At 42.0% G+C, this 19,816-nt stretch carries 26 protein-coding genes; 11 read left to right on the forward strand and 15 right to left on the reverse strand.

Going from position 1 to position 19,816, the window contains the following annotated elements:
* Positions 1–45 precede the first annotated feature (45 nt).
* From HT679_RS03710 to HT679_RS03760, 11 genes are all read right to left on the reverse strand, one after another.
* A complete protein-coding gene (locus HT679_RS03710) occupies positions 46–1,143 on the reverse strand; it encodes a nucleotidyltransferase (RefSeq protein WP_173213062.1) in 1,098 nt (365 codons plus the stop codon).
* On the reverse strand, positions 1,140–1,958 hold the full coding sequence (locus HT679_RS03715; RefSeq protein ID WP_117306509.1) for a hypothetical protein: 819 nt from the start codon (positions 1,956–1,958) through the stop codon (positions 1,140–1,142). Before HT679_RS03715 ends, HT679_RS03710 begins: the two co-directional genes overlap by 4 nt.
* Positions 1,959–1,967: 9 nt before the next feature.
* The gene (locus HT679_RS03720; protein WP_345890090.1) at positions 1,968–2,708 is read right to left on the reverse strand and encodes a class I SAM-dependent methyltransferase; all 741 of its coding nucleotides are present in this window, start codon (positions 2,706–2,708) and stop codon (positions 1,968–1,970) included.
* A 110-nt stretch (positions 2,709–2,818) separates the two neighbouring features.
* Positions 2,819–3,172: a ribosome silencing factor gene (gene rsfS, locus HT679_RS03725; protein ID WP_173213063.1), complete on the reverse strand. Its 354-nt coding sequence runs from the start codon at positions 3,170–3,172 to the stop codon at positions 2,819–2,821.
* Entirely contained in the window at positions 3,173–3,766 is a 594-nt protein-coding gene (yqeK, locus tag HT679_RS03730) for a bis(5'-nucleosyl)-tetraphosphatase (symmetrical) YqeK (protein WP_173213066.1), read from the reverse strand.
* Positions 3,766–4,395 (reverse strand): nicotinate-nucleotide adenylyltransferase, encoded by a 630-nt coding sequence (locus tag HT679_RS03735; RefSeq protein WP_007517837.1) that lies wholly within the window; start codon positions 4,393–4,395, stop codon positions 3,766–3,768. Before HT679_RS03735 ends, yqeK begins: the two co-directional genes overlap by 1 nt.
* A 51-nt stretch (positions 4,396–4,446) precedes the next feature.
* Positions 4,447–4,758 carry a ribosome assembly RNA-binding protein YhbY gene (gene yhbY, locus HT679_RS03740; protein WP_000060169.1) on the reverse strand — a complete coding sequence of 104 codons (312 nt, stop codon included), beginning with the start codon at positions 4,756–4,758 and terminating at the stop codon, positions 4,447–4,449.
* A 212-nt stretch (positions 4,759–4,970) separates the two neighbouring features.
* Positions 4,971–6,077: a ribosome biogenesis GTPase YqeH gene (gene yqeH, locus HT679_RS03745; protein ID WP_173213068.1), complete on the reverse strand. Its 1,107-nt coding sequence runs from the start codon at positions 6,075–6,077 to the stop codon at positions 4,971–4,973.
* Between the two features lie 2 nt (positions 6,078–6,079).
* A complete protein-coding gene (locus HT679_RS03750; RefSeq protein ID WP_000234220.1) occupies positions 6,080–6,607 on the reverse strand; it encodes a YqeG family HAD IIIA-type phosphatase in 528 nt (175 codons plus the stop codon).
* A gap of 16 nt (positions 6,608–6,623) precedes the next feature.
* Positions 6,624–7,529, reverse strand: coding sequence for a magnesium transporter CorA family protein (locus HT679_RS03755; RefSeq protein ID WP_000242264.1), 906 nt, complete (start codon positions 7,527–7,529; stop codon positions 6,624–6,626).
* Positions 7,530–7,589: 60 nt separating this feature from the next.
* Positions 7,590–8,150 carry a mechanosensitive ion channel domain-containing protein gene (locus tag HT679_RS03760; protein WP_001168881.1) on the reverse strand — a complete coding sequence of 187 codons (561 nt, stop codon included), beginning with the start codon at positions 8,148–8,150 and terminating at the stop codon, positions 7,590–7,592.
* A 138-nt stretch (positions 8,151–8,288) separates the two neighbouring features.
* On the opposite strand from HT679_RS03760, the gene sstT reads away from it, so the two are divergent.
* From sstT to queF, 9 genes are all read left to right on the forward strand, one after another.
* Positions 8,289–9,494, forward strand: a complete 1,206-nt coding sequence (gene sstT / locus HT679_RS03765; RefSeq protein ID WP_173213070.1) for a serine/threonine transporter SstT — start codon at positions 8,289–8,291, stop codon at positions 9,492–9,494.
* A 67-nt stretch (positions 9,495–9,561) separates the two neighbouring features.
* Positions 9,562–10,515: an aromatic acid exporter family protein gene (locus HT679_RS03770; RefSeq protein WP_173213072.1), complete on the forward strand. Its 954-nt coding sequence runs from the start codon at positions 9,562–9,564 to the stop codon at positions 10,513–10,515.
* A gap of 142 nt (positions 10,516–10,657) precedes the next feature.
* Positions 10,658–11,038 (forward strand): MarR family transcriptional regulator, encoded by a 381-nt coding sequence (locus HT679_RS03775; RefSeq protein WP_173213074.1) that lies wholly within the window; start codon positions 10,658–10,660, stop codon positions 11,036–11,038.
* A gap of 99 nt (positions 11,039–11,137) precedes the next feature.
* Positions 11,138–11,359 (forward strand): DUF4649 family protein, encoded by a 222-nt coding sequence (locus HT679_RS03780; RefSeq protein ID WP_000570249.1) that lies wholly within the window; start codon positions 11,138–11,140, stop codon positions 11,357–11,359.
* A gap of 16 nt (positions 11,360–11,375) precedes the next feature.
* Positions 11,376–11,690 (forward strand): thioredoxin, encoded by a 315-nt coding sequence (gene trxA, locus HT679_RS03785; RefSeq protein WP_173213076.1) that lies wholly within the window; start codon positions 11,376–11,378, stop codon positions 11,688–11,690.
* Positions 11,691–11,891: 201 nt separating this feature from the next.
* Complete coding sequence (queC, locus tag HT679_RS03790) at positions 11,892–12,545, forward strand: 7-cyano-7-deazaguanine synthase QueC (protein WP_173213078.1); 654 nt, start codon at positions 11,892–11,894, stop codon at positions 12,543–12,545.
* Positions 12,545–12,988 carry a 6-carboxytetrahydropterin synthase QueD gene (gene queD / locus HT679_RS03795; RefSeq protein WP_033681471.1) on the forward strand — a complete coding sequence of 148 codons (444 nt, stop codon included), beginning with the start codon at positions 12,545–12,547 and terminating at the stop codon, positions 12,986–12,988. The genes queC and queD overlap by 1 nt, the downstream gene beginning before the upstream one ends.
* The gene (gene queE / locus HT679_RS03800; protein WP_173213080.1) at positions 12,981–13,697 is read left to right on the forward strand and encodes a 7-carboxy-7-deazaguanine synthase QueE; all 717 of its coding nucleotides are present in this window, start codon (positions 12,981–12,983) and stop codon (positions 13,695–13,697) included. The genes queD and queE overlap by 8 nt, the downstream gene beginning before the upstream one ends.
* An 18-nt stretch (positions 13,698–13,715) precedes the next feature.
* On the forward strand, positions 13,716–14,207 hold the full coding sequence (gene queF, locus HT679_RS03805) for a preQ(1) synthase (RefSeq protein WP_000082587.1): 492 nt from the start codon (positions 13,716–13,718) through the stop codon (positions 14,205–14,207).
* Positions 14,208–14,379: 172 nt separating this feature from the next.
* On the opposite strand, the gene HT679_RS03810 is transcribed toward queF, so the two are convergent.
* On the reverse strand, positions 14,380–15,048 hold the full coding sequence (locus HT679_RS03810) for an aquaporin (RefSeq protein ID WP_173213082.1): 669 nt from the start codon (positions 15,046–15,048) through the stop codon (positions 14,380–14,382).
* 255 nt (positions 15,049–15,303) lie between these two features.
* On the opposite strand from HT679_RS03810, the gene HT679_RS03815 reads away from it, so the two are divergent.
* Positions 15,304–16,068, forward strand: coding sequence for a (S)-acetoin forming diacetyl reductase (locus HT679_RS03815; RefSeq protein WP_000048147.1), 765 nt, complete (start codon positions 15,304–15,306; stop codon positions 16,066–16,068).
* Positions 16,069–16,175: 107 nt separating this feature from the next.
* Here HT679_RS03815 and HT679_RS03820 read toward each other — a convergent pair whose 3' ends face one another.
* Positions 16,176–16,967, reverse strand: a complete 792-nt coding sequence (locus tag HT679_RS03820) for a DUF2785 domain-containing protein (protein WP_173213185.1) — start codon at positions 16,965–16,967, stop codon at positions 16,176–16,178.
* 11 nt (positions 16,968–16,978) lie between these two features.
* Positions 16,979–17,311, reverse strand: coding sequence for a helix-turn-helix domain-containing protein (locus tag HT679_RS03825; protein WP_173213084.1), 333 nt, complete (start codon positions 17,309–17,311; stop codon positions 16,979–16,981).
* Between the two features lie 149 nt (positions 17,312–17,460).
* Between HT679_RS03825 and HT679_RS03830 the strand changes: the two genes are divergently transcribed.
* Complete coding sequence (locus HT679_RS03830; protein WP_005591134.1) at positions 17,461–17,850, forward strand: nuclear transport factor 2 family protein; 390 nt, start codon at positions 17,461–17,463, stop codon at positions 17,848–17,850.
* A 167-nt stretch (positions 17,851–18,017) separates the two neighbouring features.
* Here HT679_RS03830 and pepF read toward each other — a convergent pair whose 3' ends face one another.
* Positions 18,018–19,814 carry an oligoendopeptidase F gene (gene pepF / locus HT679_RS03835; RefSeq protein WP_173213086.1) on the reverse strand — a complete coding sequence of 599 codons (1,797 nt, stop codon included), beginning with the start codon at positions 19,812–19,814 and terminating at the stop codon, positions 18,018–18,020.
* Positions 19,815–19,816: the final 2 nt, after the last annotated feature.

Raw genomic sequence — 19,816 nt, forward strand, 5'->3', positions numbered from 1 at the left:
GCCATTTCCCAACTTTTAGTAGGTTCTTTTTATCCTATCCATATTCTAGTTCTTTTCTATTCTAATCGGCACTCTTCCAAAATTCTGCTCTGCTATACTTGTCTGTCTCAGTTGGTAAATCTGATCCGCCTTTTGGGTCATGGCATCCCAAGGTTCTTTGCCAATTCGGCTGACTAGAGAGACCTGCTCTTTCAGAGATTTGAGGTGTTGTCTGCCTTTTTCAGTAAAGCCAAGAACATGAATAGCTTCTGGTAAGTCACTTTCTCTAGCTTGCACCAAAATATAAGTCAAAAGGCGTCTGACACGCGCCTTGGTGTAACGTTTGGTCGCAACCGCCTCAACCAAGTCTTCCACAGACTGGGCTGTCTTGATGGCATCCTTGATGCGCACTGCCATTTCCTGATTGACCTGATAGATAGTGGTTAGGTCTGGATTGGACAAGATTTGATAGCGGAGCAAGGGAAAATAGTCTTCCCAGCTCACCTTACTGGCCTGCTCAAATAGGGCAACAGAAGGCATAAAGCGTTCTAAGAAATCTTGGTCTGACTGATGCTGACGCAGAGCTGTCGCCGAGGCGTAGTCTACATCCTTATCCACAGAATGATAACCCGCTCCCTGACGCTGAATCGGATGGAGCTTGATGTTTCGTCCAGCAACCGCCTTGGCATAAGCAAGAGCAAGGACATGATTGGGTGTATTGCCTGAAAAATCAAGATCTGCAAATTCTTTCCACATGGCTTGGGTTTTCTGGGGATAGGAAAGGGAATCAGGCAGATTTTCCACAAATTTCTCCATCTCAGTAGCTTGCTCTGTGTATAAGTCAGATATTTTTTGATAATCCAGAACTTCCTCTGTCCCGAAAGCTAGAATATCAATCCCCAAACGAGCCAAGATATCCACAGCTCCTTGGCCAAAGAAATCCGCCGCCTGAACACTGACTAAAAAGGGCAATTCTACTACCAGATCCGCTCCATTTTCCAGTGCCATCTGGGCCCTTGTCCACTTATCCACAATAGCAGGCTCGCCTCTCTGCATGAAATTCCCAGACATGGCAACAATTTTCAGCCCCTCAGCCTGATCCAGCAGGTATTTATGCCCATTATGAAAAGGATTGAACTCCGCGATAATACCTGTGATGGTCATGCTAATCTCCTACGTCTATATTTCCTTTTTGTTCTATAGGGGTATCGTTTAGCCTTCATTGACACATTATTACTTTTAACAACTATTAATCTAACAATTATCTTGGATGTGACAATACAACTAGCAATAAATATCGGTATAATCGTATATGGATCTAAATTAGAACTAGAATTTTTTATTTCGTCTAAAAGGAGAACATAAGATCCACCGATTAAAATAAATAGTAATGCAACTATAATAATTTTAATCCAGATCAAAAAATACTCAAACAATTCTTTAATAAAATCTGTATCGTTTTTTAATGACAATTTGATCACATAACATACAACTAAAATGGAAAACAAAGCGTTTGGAATAATTGAATATTCACTGATCAATTTTATAATTTTATCTCCAAAACAAATTATCATATTTACAGATGTATCACTTATATTCACAGTTTTGGAATACCCTATAAATAAATACGCCAAACTCATAGGAAGTATGACATATTTAAAAAATTCAAACTTATTATCAGTTTCATAAATTACAATCTTCTTCAAAAATAATAATGGTATTTTTAAAACTAATAGTAACAGATGTAACGTCAATACAAATACAACAATAACACTTGCTATTAAAATCCAGAAAATCGATTTTATTCCTTTTTCCCAACTTTTAAAAGATATATGTTCACGAAAGAAATCAATATCACTCTGAAACTCAGCTTTACTAACAGCAATTGATTTAAATCTAATACTATCTCTAAATTTTATACAATAAGCAGCAAAATAAATTAATATAAATACTAACAGCCAAACTAGTCCTTTTATCATGCTAATCTCCTACTTCTGCGCCACAAAAAACCAACGGGTACTGGTTTCTGTTGGCTCCTTGTCCTCAAAGTCTGCATAGAGTTTGAAAGACTTAAACCCAGCCTGCTCCAGCAAGATATCATAGGTCAAGACTTCGTATGTACGCTCCTCATGCACTTCATCGTGGCGACTAAAGGAACCGTCTGCCTCCTTGATAAAGAAAGTCAGCTCATGGACGATGGAGTGAGGTGCTGCATCCTCGTAGGTATCCCAGAGCATGGCGAAATCTTCCGCATTTTCATGATAGGAATAGGCAGGGAATACTTCATCTGTCTGGTAGGTCGAGTGCACATCAAAGATGAAAACTCCGTCTTCATTAAGCGCATTGTACACTTCCTTAAAGACGTCCCCTACTTCCACCTCATCCTGCATATAGCAGATAGAGTCCGAATAACAAGTGACAAAGTCGTATTGACCTGCCTTAGACAAATCCAGCATATTGCCTTCCATAAAATCAATCTTTTGTTTGGCTGAAGAAGCTCTCTTCTCCGCAATCCCCAGCATATCCGCGCTCAAATCAAGTCCAGTCACATCAAAACCAGCCTGAGAGAAGCGCACTGATTGAATTCCCGTCCCACAAGCCAATTCCAAGAGTTTCTTTCTCTCCTTAGTTTTTGGCAAATGACGCAGCGAAAAATCAGTCCATTTGTCATATAAACTGTCATCCATGACTGCATCATAGACCGCCGCAAAAGTTTCATAAGTTGCCATAATCATGATACTCAGAGCCTCCATGGCAAACACCACTAGCCCTCACCTTTCTATCAATTTCCTTCTAAAATAAGCAAAGAAACCCAGTTGACTACAACTGAGTTCATCTTCTAGGCAAGAGCTTCTGAAATATCTACTGAATCCGACTCATGCCATAATTTTTCTAGGTTATAGTGGGCACGCATTTCTTCTGAAAAGACATGCACAACGACAGTGCCGAGGTCTAGTAGGACCCAGCCTCCAGCTGCATCACCTTCGATATGGCTACCTTTAAAGCCTGCATCAGCTACTTTTTCACGGATATTGTCAGCGATAGCGTCCAACTGACGGCTATTCATCGAGCTAATAATAACAAAATAGTCTGTCACACTGGTCAAATCTTGTACATCAAGTGCGAGGATATCCTCCGCACGTTTCTCATCAGCCGCTTTCACGACTAGTTCTAGTAATTCTTTTTCGTTCATTTAGTCCTCTTTCAAATAGTGCACAAAGGCGTTATAGGTTTCAAGGGTTTGGGGATAGATGGGGAATCCCTGATGAGCTAGATGCTCCACGGTACGAGCTGTTTCGTAGGCTACCGCCTTATTGAGCGATAGCTCAGCAATTTCACGCGCCACATCCACACCTGGAAAGGCACGATTGTGCTCTATGTAGTCTGCGACGTAGATGACTTTATCTAGGTCTGTCATCTGACCAGCACCGACTGTATGGATTTCAATGGCTCGCAGGATTTCTGAATCATGCAAATCCAAATCTTCCTGAATCTTGTAAATTCCAACCATGCCATGCCAGACATTATTGCCCCAGTTTTTGAGGTCAAGATCCAGCTGATAACGGTCAATCAAATTCAGAAATTCCTGATCTAACAACTTTTTAGCATAGTCATGAAGAAGGCCTGCTAGTCCTGCTTTCTCAGTATCGACTCCAAATCGCTGAGCCAGTTCTATGGCTGCACGCTCCACACCCAAGCAATGGGTTAAGCGTTTTTCGGGTAGAAGCTCTGCCATTTTTTCCAACAAAACCTCACGAGAGCAGTTGATATAGTCTTGATAGGCCATCAGTAAAGCCCCTCCTTCTCGATGTAGTCTAGTACAGGCTGAGGCAGGAGAAAGTTGGGTTTCCGACCTTGGGCAAGGAAGTCACGCACCATGCTGGACGAGATATCCATGAGAGGCACATCCACCCAGATAACTGGATAGGAAGTCCCTGCCTTGTAGCGTGGGCGCTGAACTCCCACAAACTGAACCATATCTACCAGTTCATCAATTCGGTACCACTTAGGCAGATAGTCCACCATATCTGCCCCGATAATGAAGTAGTAATCCGTGTCAGGATGTTGCTCTGTCAAGATTTTCATGGTGTCGTAGGTGTAGGAAATACCCTTACGCTCCAACTCGATGGTTTCAATGGCTAGGCCTTCAATCCCCTCAATCGCCAATTCAAGCATCTTGAGACGATGGTGCTCAGGGATGGTTTCTTTTTTATCTACGTGAGGGGGTTGGTATTCAGGCATGAGCAAGACTTGATCCAGTCCTAACTGCTGGCGTACTTGGTCAGCAACAATCAGATGGGCATTGTGAACAGGGTTAAAATTCCCACCTAAAATCCCGACTTGTTTGCGTTTTTTCTCCTTGATTTCTGGCTCCAACTCTACCTTGGTAAAGGGAGTCAATAATTCGATTGCCATAGGCTAGTCTCCTTTATTTCTCTGTAAAAACAGTTGTTTGGAGTATGGGGGTCAAATTTCTTTGACTTTTTTAGAAATCTTGCGATTCTCTTTCTTGCTGGATTGTTTAAACAAAATCAAGATGCGTCCGATTTTTTGGACAGTATCCACACCGATTTCTTCTTCCAAAATTTCAGCTACTTCGTGGATATTTTCATCTGTATTTTGCAAGAGCGTTACTTTAATCAATTCGCGGGCATCAAGAGCTTGACGGACGCTGGTTTTGATTTGGTCGTTCAGTCCATTTTTCCCGATTTGGATGATGGGTTTGAGGGTGTGTGCCTGACTGTTGAGGAAGGCACGTTGTTTTGATGTTAATGACATAATTTTCTTCCTTGTTTTTTGATAGTTATTTTAGGTGGTGAGGGACGGTCGGAACTAATTTTCCAAAGATCTCATCTTTGAAAAATGGATTTCCTGACCTCACAATTGAGCCTTGGTCTCAATTGCGCCCCTTGCCAATCTATCGATTGGCAAGACACCACAGCAATAACTATCTTTGTATGAGCTCACTTTGTTCGCTCAGTGATTTTATTTTAAATAATTGCTTTTCGTGTGACGACGGCGACGCCTTCTGGTGCCCAGACGGCGACTTTGGCTGTACCTGTTACGCGGATCCAGCCGAGTCCAGAGATGACTAAATCTGTCTTTTCCTTAATGTTAAATACATGCTGGACTAGCCTTGGGAAATCTTCTTTTTCCTTGCTATTTGGTGGTGTCAAAAGTGTTCCGAGATGCTTATCGTAGAAAGCACTAGCTCCTTCTAGCTTGGTACGATGCAATTTGAGTTCATTGTCAAAGAAGGCTGTGAAACCTTGCTTTTCACCCGCAATGAAGTCAAAGCGTCCTAGACCGCCTAGAAACAGGGTTTGTTCAGGATTGAGCTGATAGGTCTTAGGCTTGATTTCCTTTTTAGGGCTGACATACTTGAGGTTTTTGGCCGTCAAGTAGTGGGCCATCTGGTGACGGCGAATGATTCCCGGCGTATCATAAATATAAGATCCGTCGTCAAGCGGAATCTCAATCTTGTCCAAGGTTGTCCCTGGGAAGCGCGAAGTCGTAATGACATTTTGGTCACCCGTGATTTCTTGGATAATAGCATTGATAAGGGTTGATTTTCCAACGTTGGTCACACCGACCACATAGACATCACGGCCCTTACGGTAGTGTTCAATCTTGTCAATGACTTCCTTAATGGCATGTTTGTTTTGTGCTGAAGTTAGGACAACATCGACTGGACGAAGGCCTTCTTCGTGGGCACGCTCCATGAGCCACTGGCTAATCTTGCCTGGTTTAACAGACTTGGGCAAGATATCTTTTTTATTTCCCACCAAGAGGACATCATTACCCGAGACAAAACGTGGCAAGCCTGGGATAACAGAGCCATTAAAATCAAAGATATCAATGACATTGACCACTAAAGCATCACTGTCTCCCACCTCGTGCAAGAGCTTGAGGAAATCATCGTCCGTCAACTGGACATCCGTGATTTCATTGTAGTGGCGGAGACGGAAACAGCGTTGGCAATAGACTTCGCCAGTTTCCAAACCTTTTTCAAGTGCCGACTGGGGGGTAAAGCCAAGACCAGCCTTGTCTGTCGTCTGAATGGTTGCTCCACAACCAATACAGAGAATTTCTTCCATAGTTAAATTCCTTTTTTATATGTAATCGGTCCGTACTTTTCAGTGATTTTTCGCATCACACGGCGCTCACGAGCTCGGTTAATCTGCGTCTTGATAGAGTCGTGTTGAACCAGGGGCTTGACCAAGATTGAGCGAATACCTGCACGGTGGGCTGCTCGAATATCTGTCATGAGCTGGTCGCCAACCATGACCACTTCACTTTTCTCATAGTGGAATTCCTTCATGGCACGGTCAATTCCAAATGTGAAGGGCTTCAGAGCCCAATAAACGTAATCAATCCCAAATTTCTCAACTGCGCGTTGAACTCGTTTTTTGGTATTATTTGAGACCACGATAATGCGAATGCCCGCGTCCCGAAGATCATGTAGCCATTGCTTCATCTCTGGCGTCCCGTCAGGATTATTCCAAGCAATGAGGGTATTGTCCAAATCGACCAAAACAGCCTTGATTCCCTGCGCCTGCAGGCTTGGGACTGTCAGATCATAGACTGCTTCCACAGCAAAGTCTGGCATGTAGTTTTCAATCACCATTTTGGCTCCTTTTCTTTTATTTTCTAGTAATTTTCTTCAGCCATTGAGATAAGGCCACCCATAAAATCAAGCTAGTCATTAAGATATAAATCCAAGCATTTGGCTCTTCTGTAAATGGTAGAGGAACATTCATTCCGAAGAAACCTGTAATAACCGCAAGTACTGCTAGTAAGACGGAGATAATAGTCAAAATTGACAAACTATCATTCAAGTTATTGTTTAGGATGTTGTTGTAAGAAGCTGAGAGTTGTTGCAAGACTTGAGAAATCAAGTCTGTCATAGACACCAACTGATGGGCTTCAATCATGGCATCATCAAACTGCTCTCGTTCGACATCATTAAATCTCCGATAAAGAGCATGGCCCTGGATATGTTCCAAGAGGAGTCGATTTTGTTTTGCTGCTGCTGTCAAGTAAACCATACCAGTCTCCAAGTCAGAGAGGGCGAAGAGATTTTTCTTTGTTGTAGTTTGACGTAGCAAGGCACTAATTTCGTCCTTACTTTTATCCATCTCTTCAATGACAGGATAATAAGCGTTACTGATAATCTCTAAACCAGAAAAGAGAAACTTGTAAATAGAAAGCGACTCATGGCTATCCAGATAAGCTGACATCTGATCAATGACATAAGCATTCTTATGGTTGCTGATGGTAATCATTCGTTGTTTTTCAACGATAAAGGTCATCGGAATCGCTTCATAATATTCTTTGTCTTTTTCTAAATCAAGAACATTATAAATAAAGGTTACCGTCTCCGTTTCACGGTTATAATCCATATGAGCTCGTTCATTTCTATCCAGAGCATACTCAATGGTTTCCTTGTCCAATCCATAGATGTCAGAAAGATCTTCCATATTTTTAATCTTATCCACATCAAGGTCTATCCAGGTACAACCATTGCCCAACTGCTTTTCTAAAACCATCTTTTTTTCTCCTTTATTAAACTCTTTCTATTGTACCACAAATTACTTAAAATAACAGGTCTAGTCTGTGCGTGAGAAATTGCTAACAACCGTGATATTTCGGTTAGGGACAAAGTGAAGGGCTTGCTCCTCGCTACGAAGCTGGGTCGTACGAATTCCCACACTGACAACCTTGCCCGATACAGTAATAGGACCATTTGTCAGAACAACCTCATCTCCCACATCCAGTTGACGTTCAAAGAGGATGAAAAAGCCATTGATGACATCAGATAGAAAGCCTTGGGCTCCCATCCCAATGGCCACCCCAGCGATACCAGCACCTGCCAGCAAACTAGAAACTGGCAAACCTAAAATCGATAAAATACAGTAGAGTAAAAAGAAATATAGCGTATAATTAAACACATTTTCTAGTAAACGCGCAATAGTCTTTTGGCGTCCGACATCATGATGAGACATTTTTAGAGAAGGTTTAACAATTCTCTGCACCATGGTATGAAGCATTTTTTTAGCAATATAAAATACAATCAAAAGCAGTAAAAGAGAAATGATCTTGGTTAGAATATTCTCGATAATGGTTGTCACATCTAGCTTTTCAATATAAGCTTGAATAAATTTTTGCATATAAAACTCCTTCATTTCATTATACCATATTTTCATCAGTCTCATTCTCCATAAATATTCAAAAAATAGACAGAAAATTCTTGATTTTGTCTATCATTTATACTATAATCATAATCACTACACAAAAAGGAGATTATTATGAAAAGAATCATTCATGCTTGGAATAAGGCAAGCCTTGTCAAGCGTATCTTGATTGGTATGCTTTGTGGGGGAATCCTAGGACTGACCCTTCCTAATCTCTCAGGAATTGGGCTACTCGGGGATTTATTCGTCGGAGGTCTAAAAGCTATTGCTCCTATCCTAGTCTTTGCCCTCGTTGCCAATGCCCTTTCCCAACATCAAAAGGGGCAAGATAGCAATATGAAAACTGTTATTTTCTTGTATATCCTAGGGACTTTTGCTGCTGCTCTTGTAGCTGTACTAGCTAGTTTCATCGTCCCTATTGAAATTACCCTAAATAGTGCCAATACTGAAATTGCACCACCAGATGGGATTGGGCAGGTCCTCAGCAACCTCTTGCTCAAACTGGTTGACAACCCCGTCAATGCCCTCATTACTGCCAACTACATCGGTATCCTATCTTGGGCAGTTGTTTTCGGGATTGCCATGAGAGAAGCCAGCAAAAATAGTAAAGAATTACTAAAAACTATCGCTGACGTGACTTCTAAAATTGTCGAATGGATCATTAACCTAGCCCCATTTGGTATCCTTGGTCTTGTCTTCAAAACCATCTCTGACAAGGGAATCGGAAGCCTTGCCAACTACGGTATTTTATTGGTTCTATTAGTAACGACTATGCTTTTTGTTGCCCTTGTGGTCAACCCCTTGATTGCCTTCTTCTTTATGAGACGCAATCCTTACCCTCTAGTTTGGAACTGCCTCCGTGTCAGCGGTGTGACAGCCTTCTTCACTCGTAGTTCTGCGGCTAACATTCCTGTCAACATGAAACTCTGCCATGACCTTGGGCTAAACCCAGATACCTATTCTGTTTCTATCCCACTTGGTTCTACTATCAATATGGCTGGAGCAGCGATTACCATTAACGTTTTGACCCTTGCTGCAGTTAACACTCTTGGAATTCCTGTTGACTTTGCTACAGCCTTTGTCCTCAGTGTGGTAGCAGCTATCTCAGCCTGCGGTGCTTCAGGTATTGCCGGAGGTTCCCTCCTTCTTATCCCAGTTGCTTGTAGCCTTTTCGGTATTTCTAACGATATTGCCATGCAAGTTGTTGGGGTTGGATTTGTGATTGGTGTCATCCAAGACTCATGTGAAACAGCCCTTAACTCTTCTACAGATGTCCTCTTTACTGCCGTTGCCGAATACGCAGCAGCCCGTAAAAAATAACTCATAAAGACAAGCCTGCTCAGGTCTTGTCTTTTACGCTTTTATGCTAACTTATTAGGAAATTCTTATGTCTATTAGCCAACGTACGACCAAGCTCATCTTAGCTACCTGCCTTGCCTGCCTTCTTGCTTATTTTCTCAATCTTTCCTCAGCAGTTTCGGCTGGAATTATCGCCCTCTTGAGCCTATCTGATACGCGTAGAACTACTTTAAAACTGGCTCGCAATCGACTCTTTTCCATGCTTCTGGCTCTGGCTATCGGTGTTCTAGCTTTTCACTTGAGCGGATTTCATATCTGGAGCCTTGGCCTCTATCTTGCCTTCTATGTGCCTCTAGCCTACAAGATGGGCTGGGAAATTGGCATCACACCAAGCACTGTTTTGGTTAGCCATCTCTTGGTACAAGAGTCAACCTCTCCAGACCTTCTAGTCAATGAACTCCTTCTCTTTGCTATCGGTACAGGATTTGCCTTACTTGTTAATCTCTACATGCCTTCACGAGAAGAGGAAATCCAGCACTACCACACATTGGTAGAAGAAAAGTTAAAAGATATCCTCCAGCGCTTCAAATACTATTTATCCAGAGGGGACGGACGCAACCGAGCACAGCTGGTAGCAGAATTAGACACCCTTTTGGAAGAAGCCCTCAGACTGGTCTATTTGGATCACTCTGACCACCTCTTTCACCAAACCGACTACCATATCCACTACTTTGAGATGAGACAGCGACAAAGTCGTATCCTGCGAAATATGGCCCAACAAATCAACACCTGCCACCTAGCTGCCAGTGAGAGCCTGATTTTGGCCCAACTCTTTTCAAAAATTGCCGGTCAACTGAGTCAGACCAATCCTGCTTCTGATTTACTAGATGAAATTGAACGCTATCTAGAAGTCTTTCGCAACCGCAGTCTGCCCAAAACAAGAGACGAATTTGAAACCCGCGCCACCCTTCTTCAGCTTCTACGCGAAGCCAAAACTTTCATCCAAGTAAAAGTTGATTTTTACCAAAAATATGGACAGTAAAAAAGAAAACCACTAAAAAACAGAGCTTGCCAGCATTCTTGAAAAGTAGTATAATCATTGCATGCGCAATCATCTTGTGATGCAGAGACTGTCCGTAAATGGACTTTCTTCTATTTACAACTCTAAAAAGAAAGGAGATACTATGACCTATTTGGAAAAATGGTTTGACTTCAATCGGCGTCAGAAAGAAATTGAAAGTCTCTTGGAAGAGACCATTGCCCAGAAGAGCGAGCAAAGTCTGACCTTGAAAGAGTTTTACCTGCTCTACTATCTGGACTTGGCTGAAGAAAAATCTCTACGCCAGATTGACCTGCCAGATAAGCTTCATCTGAGCCCGAGCGCAGTTTCTCGGATGGTGGCTCGCTTGGAAGCTAAAAATTGCGGTCTACTCAGTCGCATGTGTTGCCATCAAGATAGACGCTCTAGTTTTATCTGCCTGACAAGTGATGGGCAAAAAACACTGGCCTCTCTACAAAAGGCTGTCGAAGCAAGCTTGGAAACTGGTTTGGATTTCTTGATTTGAGATGATTTTAGAAAAAAGTTGCGTGCGCAATCATTTTTATTGACATTCTCTTCTACAAGGAGTAAAATAAAGTCATCATCAAACAAAGGAGTTTTAAACATGATTGAAATCACCTATTTAGATGCCAGCAAGAATGAAAGAACTGTAACCTTCGATTCTTATGAAGACTTTGATCGTTCGCAACAAGCTTGCCTTATCGGCGTCGCAGACTACTACCCTGTCCAAAAATTAACCTATAACGGTCATGATTTGGACTACCATGGAACTTATGGAGATATCTTCTTCTATCTCAAGAAACAAGATTTAAGCCAATATAACTAAAAAAAGGAGAAATACAATGGCAAAAGCAATTACAGATACAACATTCGAACAAGAAACAAAAGACGGTTTGGTCTTGGTAGACTTCTGGGCAACTTGGTGTGGTCCATGTCGTATGCAAGGTCCAATCTTGGATAAATTGTCTGAAGAACTTTCAGAAGATGTCTTGAAAATCGTTAAAATGGACGTGGATGAAAATCCAAACACAGCTCGTGCTTTTGGAATCATGTCTATCCCAACTCTTCTCTTCAAAAAAGACGGCCAAGTTGTCAAACAAGTTGCTGGTGTTCACACAGCAGAACAAATCAAGGCCATCGTTGCTGAATTGAGCTAATCACATTAGAGACCAAGTACTTGCTTTGGTCTCTTTTTTCTTGCCCTTTGCCATTTTTCAAAAAATATGCTAGACTGTATGTAGAATATTACGATGTTTGGGACACGCCATCGCTAAAAAAAACCTTGACTTGGTATTTTTTAGCTCCCTCATGGGAGCTTTTTGCGTGCTCTGAACATTTCCCATTTTGGAAGGAGTACTATGAAACGTCAATCAGCCTTGGTCGTCTTTAGTAGCGGTCAAGATTCTACAACCTGCCTCTTTTGGGCTAAAGAACACTATGAAACTGTTGAAGCCGTTACCTTTGCCTACGGCCAACGCCATCATCTTGAAATTCAAGTTGCCCAAGAAATCGCCAAGGAACAAGGCATTCGTCATCACATCCTAGATATGTCTCTGCTGGGACAAATCACTGAAAATGCCTTGACCTCTGATCTGGAAATTGAGCAAAAAGAGGGAGAGGTTCCCAATACCTTCGTTGATGGTCGCAACCACCTCTTTCTATCCTTTGCGGCTGTTCTTGCTAAGCAATGTGGCATTAAAGACATCGTGACAGGTGTCTGCGAGACAGATTTTTCAGGCTACCCTGATTGTCGGGATGTCTTTGTCAAATCCCTTAATGTTACCCTCAACCTTGCCATGGATTACGACTTCGTTATCCAAACACCTCTCATGTGGCTGGACAAGGCTGAAACTTGGGAGTTAGCTGACCAACTCGGTGCCTTTGACTATGTTCGTGAAAAGACCTTAACCTGCTACAACGGGATTATCGGAAGTGGCTGTGGAGATTGCCCAGCCTGCCATCTACGTCAACATGGGTTAGATGTTTATCTCTCACAGAAAGGAGAAGCCTAATGTTTTTTGCACCCAAAGAAATCAAACAGGAAACCGGAGAGTCTCTTGTCTACAATCCTTATCGGACTCTAGTCTCCAAAGAATTTACCTTTGATGCTGCTCACCACCTCTTTCACTATGAGGGAAAATGCAAATCCCTGCATGGCCACACCTATCATCTGCAGATTGCTGTCAGTGGATTTTTAGATGAACGTGGCATGACCTACGATTTTGGAGACATCAAAGCCATCTACAAGAACTACTTAGAGCCCCACTTGGATCATCGCTATCTCAATGAAACTCTTCCCTATATGAACACAACTGCTGAAAATATGGTTTACTGGATTTTCCAAACCATGAACCAAGAGTTGCCAGATGAGCGCGGTCTCCGTTTGGAATATGTTCGCCTCTATGAAACTCCGACTGCCTTTGCAGAGTTTAGACGGGAGTGGTTAGATGACTAGGGAATGTGTCCTCAAACTACCAGTTCTGGAAATTTTCGGCCCAACTTTTCAAGGAGAAGGCCGTGCTATTGGGCAGAAAACCATGTTTGTTCGCACTGCAGGTTGCGACTATCATTGCGACTGGTGCGACTCTGCCTTCACTTGGGACGGCTCTGAAAAACCAACTCGCATGACAGCTGATGAGGTCATTGCTGCCTTAGATAAACTAGGAAGCTACGACTATGTAACCCTATCTGGGGGAAATCCTGCTATCCTAGCAGCCAACATGGCCGAGCTGGTCACCAAACTCAAGGAACGCGGTGTCACTCTGGCTGTTGAAACCCAGGGCTCTCGCTGGCAAAATTGGTTAAAAGACATCGACCAAGTCACCCTGAGTCCCAAACCTCCTTCATCCAAGATGGAAGTCAACTTTGAGACCTTGGACTTTATCGTTTCCCAACTCGATCCAGATAAGGTCACCTTTAAAATCCCTGTCTTTGATGATGCCGATTTAGCCTTTGCCAAAGGGATTCAAGAGCGCTATCAACCAGATGTCCTTTTCTTATCAGCTGGAAATCCTGAGCCCAAAGCTACAGGCAATATTGTCCAAGACCAACTGGACCGCCTCAAAGAACTTTGGGAACTCATCGCCGCTGATGATAGCTGGGGCAATGTCCGCGTCCTTCCTCAACTCCATACCCTCCTCTACGATAACCAACGTGGTGTTTAAGATTAGAAAGAAAAAATCATGTCACAACAAGAAGAAATGAAAAACCTCAGCCTACTAGGCAACAAAGAAACCAACTACATTTTCGAGTACCAACCAGAAGTCCTCGAATCCTTTGACAATCGTCATGTGGAAAATGACTATTTCATCAAATTTAACTGTCCTGAATTTACCTCACTTTGCCCAATCACTGCTCAGCCAGACTTTGCGACGATTTATATTTCCTACATTCCTGACAAGCTCTGTGTCGAGTCAAAATCCCTAAAACTCTACCTCTTTAGTTACCGAAATCACGGAGATTTCCACGAAAACTGTATCAACACCATCGGGAAGGACTTGGTCAACTTGCTAGACCCTCGCTATTTGGAGGTTTGGGGAAAATTCACTCCGCGCGGTGGTATCTCAATCGACCCCTACTACAACTACGGTAAGCCAGGAACTAAGTATGAAGGCTTGGCAGAACAACGCCTCTTCCAACACGACCTTTATCCAGAGAAAATTGACAACCGTTAAACTCATACTCAATGAAAATCAAAAAGCAAACTAGGAAGCTAGCCACAGGCTGCTCAAAGCACAGCTTTGAGGTTGCAGATAGAAGCTGACGTGGTTTGAAGAGATTTTCGAAGAGTATCATACGAAAAAGCCCTGTTCCTCAAGATGAGGAGCAAGGCTTTTTGAGTTTCAATTATTCTTCTGTTCCAAGGAAGTTTTTAGCAACAAGGGCTGCAAGAACTCCACCAACAATTGGTGCAAGGATGAAAATCCATACTTGTTGAAGGGCTGCGCCACCTACCAAGACAGCTGGTGCCAAGCTACGAGCTGGGTTTACTGAAAGCCCAGTAATGTTCAATCCCACAAGAATCATCGCCATCAAGGACAAACCGATTACCAAACCAGCAATCGCGCCATTTCCCTTGCTTTCTGAAGTCACAGTCATGATAACCAAGACAAACAAGAAAGTTGCGATAACTTCAAACAAGAAACCACCAAAGACAGTAACACCGTTTGCCAAGGCATTTTCACCAAGACTTGCAGTTGACATCCCTGAGTTAGCCAAGAGGAAGAAGACCGCAGCTGACGCAAGGAAAGCTCCAACTACTTGTCCAAAGATGTAGTTGACAAGCTCCGAAGATGACAAACGTTTATTGACAAACATAGCAATCGAAACAGCTGGGTTCAAGTGGGCACCTGAAACAGTTCCGATTGAGTAGGCTGCAACTACGATTGCCAGACCAAAGGCAAAGGCAATCCCTAGGTGACCAAGGCCATCAAGACCATTTCCAAAAACAACAGCTCCCGTCCCAACGAACACAAGCATGAACGTACCGATTAACTCAGCAACAATTTTTTTCATTTTCTTTCTCCTTTTTTCAAAAACTAGATATTAGTCTATCAAAAGAAAGAAAGGGTTTCAAGAAAATTGATTGGAAATTTTCAGGATAGAATTCTATAAAAACGGTAGCATTTATTTGAAACATTTTTTCCAAAGTTATATAATGTCAATATAGTTCTAATTAGTTATTCATTCCCTAATTTGAACTAATTTTTACAACTTTGCTGTTCTTTTATGAACGTTTGAATGGTATCGTGGATACCAAGGAGGAAGCATATGTCTAAAGTTGCTATTGTCACAGGTGCAGGTCAAGGAATCGGTTTTGCAATCGCAAAACGATTGGTTCAAGATGGCTTTAAGGTAGGAGTCTTAGACTACAATCCCGAAACAGCTGAAAAAGCTGTTGCCGAATTATCAGCTGAAAATGCCTTTGCTGTCGTGGCCGATGTTTCGAAACAGGCCGAAGTTGCACAAGCATTTCAAAAGGTTGTTGACCATTTTGGTGATTTGAATGTTGTCGTAAATAACGCTGGTGTTGCTCCAACTACTCCTCTTGATACAATTACTGAGGAACAATTTACACGCACTTTCGGTATCAACGTTGGTGGTGTCATTTGGGGTTCACAAGCTGCACAAGCGCAATTTAAAGCACTTGGCCACGGAGGTAAAATTATCAACGCAACCTCTCAAGCAGGTGTAGTCGGTAACCCAAATCTAACCGTTTATGGTGGAACCAAATTTGCTGTTCGTGGAATTACGCAAACATTAGCACGTGATCTAGCAGACTCAGGAATCACTGTTAACGCCTACGCACCAGGTATTGTGAAAACACCAATGATGTACGACATCGCTCATGAAGTTGGTAAAAATGCAGGAAAAGATGACGAGTGGGGTATGCAGACATTTGCAAAAGATATTACCCTAAAACGTCTATCTGAACCAGAAGATGTGGCTGCTGCTGTCAGCTTCCTTGCAGGACCAGATTCAAACTACATTACAGGACAAACCATTATCGTTGATGGTGGTATGCAATTCCATTAAGATACACAAAAAGAGGTTGGAAAATGATTCAACCTCTTTTATTAGTTTTCATTATTAGTTAGGAGGATACAATAGAAACTCTTTCAATAAATAATATTAGCTTATCCCTAGTATTGAAAAGACTGGATGGCTTCTTTCAAGTCATCTTGTAAACTATTTCTCTGGTCAAGTTGGACATAGACTTCCAACAGACAGGATCTGAAGTTGGAAAATTTATAAAAATCTTCCCTTTCTTCTATAGGAAAGTCAACAGCTTTTATCCAAGAAGCTACTTGCTCTTGCTCCAACTTCCCTTGTAAAATAGGTTCATAGATCACTCTTGCTAAACGCCAATCTTCATCATCTGTAAAACTAATGGGAATTCTTTTAAATAATGGACCAAGTATGTCAAATACTTCATGAACTCTGTTTTTAGGAAAGTCTGGATGACAAACCACCTCTGTCAGTAAATCGGCTCCATGTGCAAAAGTGTGAACCCAACCATACTGACTTGAAAAACCCCTTGTATCCTTTTCTTTTGAAAGATAATACAAACCTTGATTTAAAAGGACATTACGAATTCCTGCATTTAATTCCTGATAAAAAATCGATAGCTGGTTGGCATCTGCAGACAAGAGATTTGCATAAATAAGCGCCCTAAAAGAACGTTCAAGTGTTGACAGGCCTACCTTATCAATATCTTTATCTAACCCTCCATCAGATGAAATCCCTTCAGCAATGAAATGAAATTGTTCCTGTGTAAATAGCTCTTCCTGAATCCCCCTAGCAAAGCTTGTAAAAACAAGGTCATCGCGAATTTCTGGAGAAGGATCTCCCAAATGATCAAGCAACCATTGGATTTCTTCCTGGTCATAACTTGGTTTTTCTTCTGTTATTTTCCTAAGTAACTCTTGATACATGGTCAATACCTCTACATTTTTAGCAACTTGATATAATCCAGACCCCATTTCTCGACAGCATCTAAAACAACTCTGAATTCCTGCCCCATTTCAGTTAAGCTGTACTCAACTCGTGGGGGAACTTCGGCATAGACCTTTCGTTGAACAATCTTATCCTTTTCTAATTGACGGAGATGACGGGTCAAAATAGTTTGAGTAATCCCAGGCAACAATCTCTGTAATTCTTTAAATCGTTTGGTACCCGTACTCAACTGATAAATGATTACCAGTGCCCATTTCCCCGTTAAAACCCTCTGCGTTGTCGCAAATGGACAAATACCATACTCACTCACTTTATTTGTCATAAAATATCTTCTTTCTATTTTTTTAAAAAAATTTATCTTTTAGTATCAATAATAGTACTATTTTTGATACCAGCTATCGAAAAAGTGTCTACTTGTTTTTTGTTTGTAACTGTTACAATTATATCATAAAAAAGAAATGGAGAATAGATATGTCAACAAACTTAGAAATTTTCAACGCTTATAACCAAGCTTTAATTGCTGGTGACTTTCCTGGTGTCTTTGAAACGATGGCAGACGATATTATCTGGCATCAACCTGGTACTCATAGTATATCTGGTACAGTTGTTGGTAAGGACAAGCTAGGAACTCACCTGGCTACATTTGCTGAGAAAACTAATGGAACCTTTAAGGTGGTAACAAATTGGGTTTCTGACAATAAGGATTTAATCGCAGCCAATGTTACTTTTCTTGGAACACGGGCTGATGGTACTGAACTCAATATGAACGGAATTGACCTCTTCCGCATTGAAGACGGAAAAATCAAAGAAGTTTGGCTCTTCTCTTCAGATCAAGCTGAAGAAGATAGCTTTTGGGGATAATTTAAGAGGCTAGGACAAAAAACTTTGATTTTAGGAATTCTTTATTATAAATTTTTAAAATCGATAGATTAGAAAAAAGCGAATAAGACAGAATTCTGAGTATCAGATAACTCGTTTTGTTCGCTTTTTTTATTTAAGGTTAGACTTTTGTCCCAGACTCTTTTAATTTACTCTCCCAACTGGGCACTGTAGGCGATGATCTGATCAACTGTGTCAGACAAGAATTGGATGGTATCACGGAGTGGTTTATCTGTTGAAATATCAGCACCGATAATCATAGCTGACTCAAGTGGTGTCTTGCTACCACCTGATTTGAGAAGATTGAGCCAATCTTCAGCTCCAGTTTCTGAGTTTTTAAGATGGAGGTAACCTGCAGTCGAAATCACAAGTCCAGCTGAGTAAGTGTAACTATACAAGCCCATGTAATAATGAGCTTGGCGCATCCAAGTCAGAGCTGCATCATCATCAATCTCAATGGCATCCCCCCAGAACTCAGTCAAGACTTCCTTCATAATGCTGTTGAGTTTGCTTGCTCCGAAGGTCTCCCCTTCTTCAATCAGTGTATAAACCTTGCGCTGGAAGGCTGCTTCCAAAAGGTGAGTAATGAAATTATGGAAGTAGGTGTCTGTCAAACGGTGAGCAAGGGCGAAACGTTTTTGACGAGGGTCGTCAGACTGGTGCTCCAAGTAATCACTGAAAAGCAATTCATTGAAAGTTGACGGTGCTTCAACATAGTAGGTCGACATGTGGGCGTTGAAGTAGCTCTGGTGATTATCTGAAAAGATGAATTGACCAGAATGCCCGATTTCATGAATCAAAGTATAGACATCGCTCAAACGACCTGTCCAGCTCATGAGGACATAAGGGTGCACGCGATATGGGTCCGCCGCATATCCGCCAGAATCCTTGCCACTATTGGCAGCGAAGTCCACCCAGCGCTCTTCTTGATAGCGAGCAACTTCCTGACAATATTCTTGCCCCAAAGGTTCTACCGACTTCATGACCAAATCATAGGCATCGTCAATGGTCACTTGAGGATTCAGGGCGCTGTCCAAGTCCAATTTCCAGTCTGCAAAAGTCATCTTTTCAAGACCATTAACCTTGGCAACATGCTTGAGGTATCTCTGAGCAACTGGCGCAAAGTCCTGCATAATGAGGTCAATCTGGCGGTCAAACATGGCACGATCCACTTCCTGCTCAGCTAGAAGATAATCAAAGACTGAGTCGTAACCCTTCATATCTGCCAAGAGTTTTTCAGACTTGACTTGGGCTAAATAGGCTGCCGCAGCTGTATTTTGGTGCTTACGAAGTCCTTCTGAGAAGGAACGGAAAGATTTCTCACGAACCTCAGCGTCCTCGTGGTTTTGGTAGAAATTCTCATAGGTCACAAAGCTGTTTTTGTAGGTTTTGCCATGGGCTTCAAAGTCAGCCATTTCAAAATCCCCAGCTCGCATCTTAGTGTAAATGTCCTGTGGACTGTAGAAAACTTCGCCCAGATTGGTCAAGGCCTTCTCCACATCAGCCCCTAGATAGTGGGCTTTTTTGATTTTGGCCTGACGAATGGCTGCTGTTAAATGTGGCAACTCTCCCAAACGATCCAAAACTTCCTCGTCTGCTGCCACCAGAGCATCGTCAAAGAAGGTCAAGGCTACGCTGGCATCTGTTTCAAATTCCATCCCAGCTTGGGCAATATTGGCAAATTCGTCATTGCTATAGTCTGTCGTCTGAGGCATAAATCCATAGTTTCCAATATGGCTCATCTGAATGTAGATTTGCTCCAATTCCGCAAAAGCCTTCTCAAAATCCTCAAAAGTATGCAGATTACTCTTGTAATCACGGCTAAATTGGTTGATGTCTTCGCGAGCCTTTTCGATTGCACGCAAGAAATCCTCACGGTCTTGGTATAGGGCTGTTAAATCCCAAAGTTCCTTCTCTGGAAATTCTGAACGGTGTTTTTGTTCCATTT

This window comes from Streptococcus sp. 4886, assembly GCF_013276485.1.
Lineage (GTDB): Bacteria > Bacillota > Bacilli > Lactobacillales > Streptococcaceae > Streptococcus.

Coding starts and splice junctions, on each gene's coding strand:
- HT679_RS03710 (WP_173213062.1), bottom strand. CDS start 1,143: ATGACCATCACAGGTATTATCGCGGAGTTCAATCCTTTTCATAATGGG.
- HT679_RS03715 (WP_117306509.1), bottom strand. CDS start 1,958: ATGATAAAAGGACTAGTTTGGCTGTTAGTATTTATATTAATTTATTTT.
- HT679_RS03720 (WP_345890090.1), bottom strand. CDS start 2,708: ATGGCAACTTATGAAACTTTTGCGGCGGTCTATGATGCAGTCATGGAT.
- rsfS (WP_173213063.1), bottom strand. CDS start 3,172: ATGAACGAAAAAGAATTACTAGAACTAGTCGTGAAAGCGGCTGATGAG.
- yqeK (WP_173213066.1), bottom strand. CDS start 3,766: ATGGCCTATCAAGACTATATCAACTGCTCTCGTGAGGTTTTGTTGGAA.
- HT679_RS03735 (WP_007517837.1), bottom strand. CDS start 4,395: ATGGCAATCGAATTATTGACTCCCTTTACCAAGGTAGAGTTGGAGCCA.
- yhbY (WP_000060169.1), bottom strand. CDS start 4,758: ATGTCATTAACATCAAAACAACGTGCCTTCCTCAACAGTCAGGCACAC.
- yqeH (WP_173213068.1), bottom strand. CDS start 6,077: ATGGAAGAAATTCTCTGTATTGGTTGTGGAGCAACCATTCAGACGACA.
- HT679_RS03750 (WP_000234220.1), bottom strand. CDS start 6,607: ATGGTGATTGAAAACTACATGCCAGACTTTGCTGTGGAAGCAGTCTAT.
- HT679_RS03755 (WP_000242264.1), bottom strand. CDS start 7,529: ATGGTTTTAGAAAAGCAGTTGGGCAATGGTTGTACCTGGATAGACCTT.
- HT679_RS03760 (WP_001168881.1), bottom strand. CDS start 8,150: ATGCAAAAATTTATTCAAGCTTATATTGAAAAGCTAGATGTGACAACC.
- sstT (WP_173213070.1), top strand. CDS start 8,289: ATGAAAAGAATCATTCATGCTTGGAATAAGGCAAGCCTTGTCAAGCGT.
- HT679_RS03770 (WP_173213072.1), top strand. CDS start 9,562: ATGTCTATTAGCCAACGTACGACCAAGCTCATCTTAGCTACCTGCCTT.
- HT679_RS03775 (WP_173213074.1), top strand. CDS start 10,658: ATGACCTATTTGGAAAAATGGTTTGACTTCAATCGGCGTCAGAAAGAA.
- HT679_RS03780 (WP_000570249.1), top strand. CDS start 11,138: ATGATTGAAATCACCTATTTAGATGCCAGCAAGAATGAAAGAACTGTA.
- trxA (WP_173213076.1), top strand. CDS start 11,376: ATGGCAAAAGCAATTACAGATACAACATTCGAACAAGAAACAAAAGAC.
- queC (WP_173213078.1), top strand. CDS start 11,892: ATGAAACGTCAATCAGCCTTGGTCGTCTTTAGTAGCGGTCAAGATTCT.
- queD (WP_033681471.1), top strand. CDS start 12,545: ATGTTTTTTGCACCCAAAGAAATCAAACAGGAAACCGGAGAGTCTCTT.
- queE (WP_173213080.1), top strand. CDS start 12,981: ATGACTAGGGAATGTGTCCTCAAACTACCAGTTCTGGAAATTTTCGGC.
- queF (WP_000082587.1), top strand. CDS start 13,716: ATGTCACAACAAGAAGAAATGAAAAACCTCAGCCTACTAGGCAACAAA.
- HT679_RS03810 (WP_173213082.1), bottom strand. CDS start 15,048: ATGAAAAAAATTGTTGCTGAGTTAATCGGTACGTTCATGCTTGTGTTC.
- HT679_RS03815 (WP_000048147.1), top strand. CDS start 15,304: ATGTCTAAAGTTGCTATTGTCACAGGTGCAGGTCAAGGAATCGGTTTT.
- HT679_RS03820 (WP_173213185.1), bottom strand. CDS start 16,967: ATGTATCAAGAGTTACTTAGGAAAATAACAGAAGAAAAACCAAGTTAT.
- HT679_RS03825 (WP_173213084.1), bottom strand. CDS start 17,311: ATGACAAATAAAGTGAGTGAGTATGGTATTTGTCCATTTGCGACAACG.
- HT679_RS03830 (WP_005591134.1), top strand. CDS start 17,461: ATGTCAACAAACTTAGAAATTTTCAACGCTTATAACCAAGCTTTAATT.
- pepF (WP_173213086.1), bottom strand. CDS start 19,814: ATGGAACAAAAACACCGTTCAGAATTTCCAGAGAAGGAACTTTGGGAT.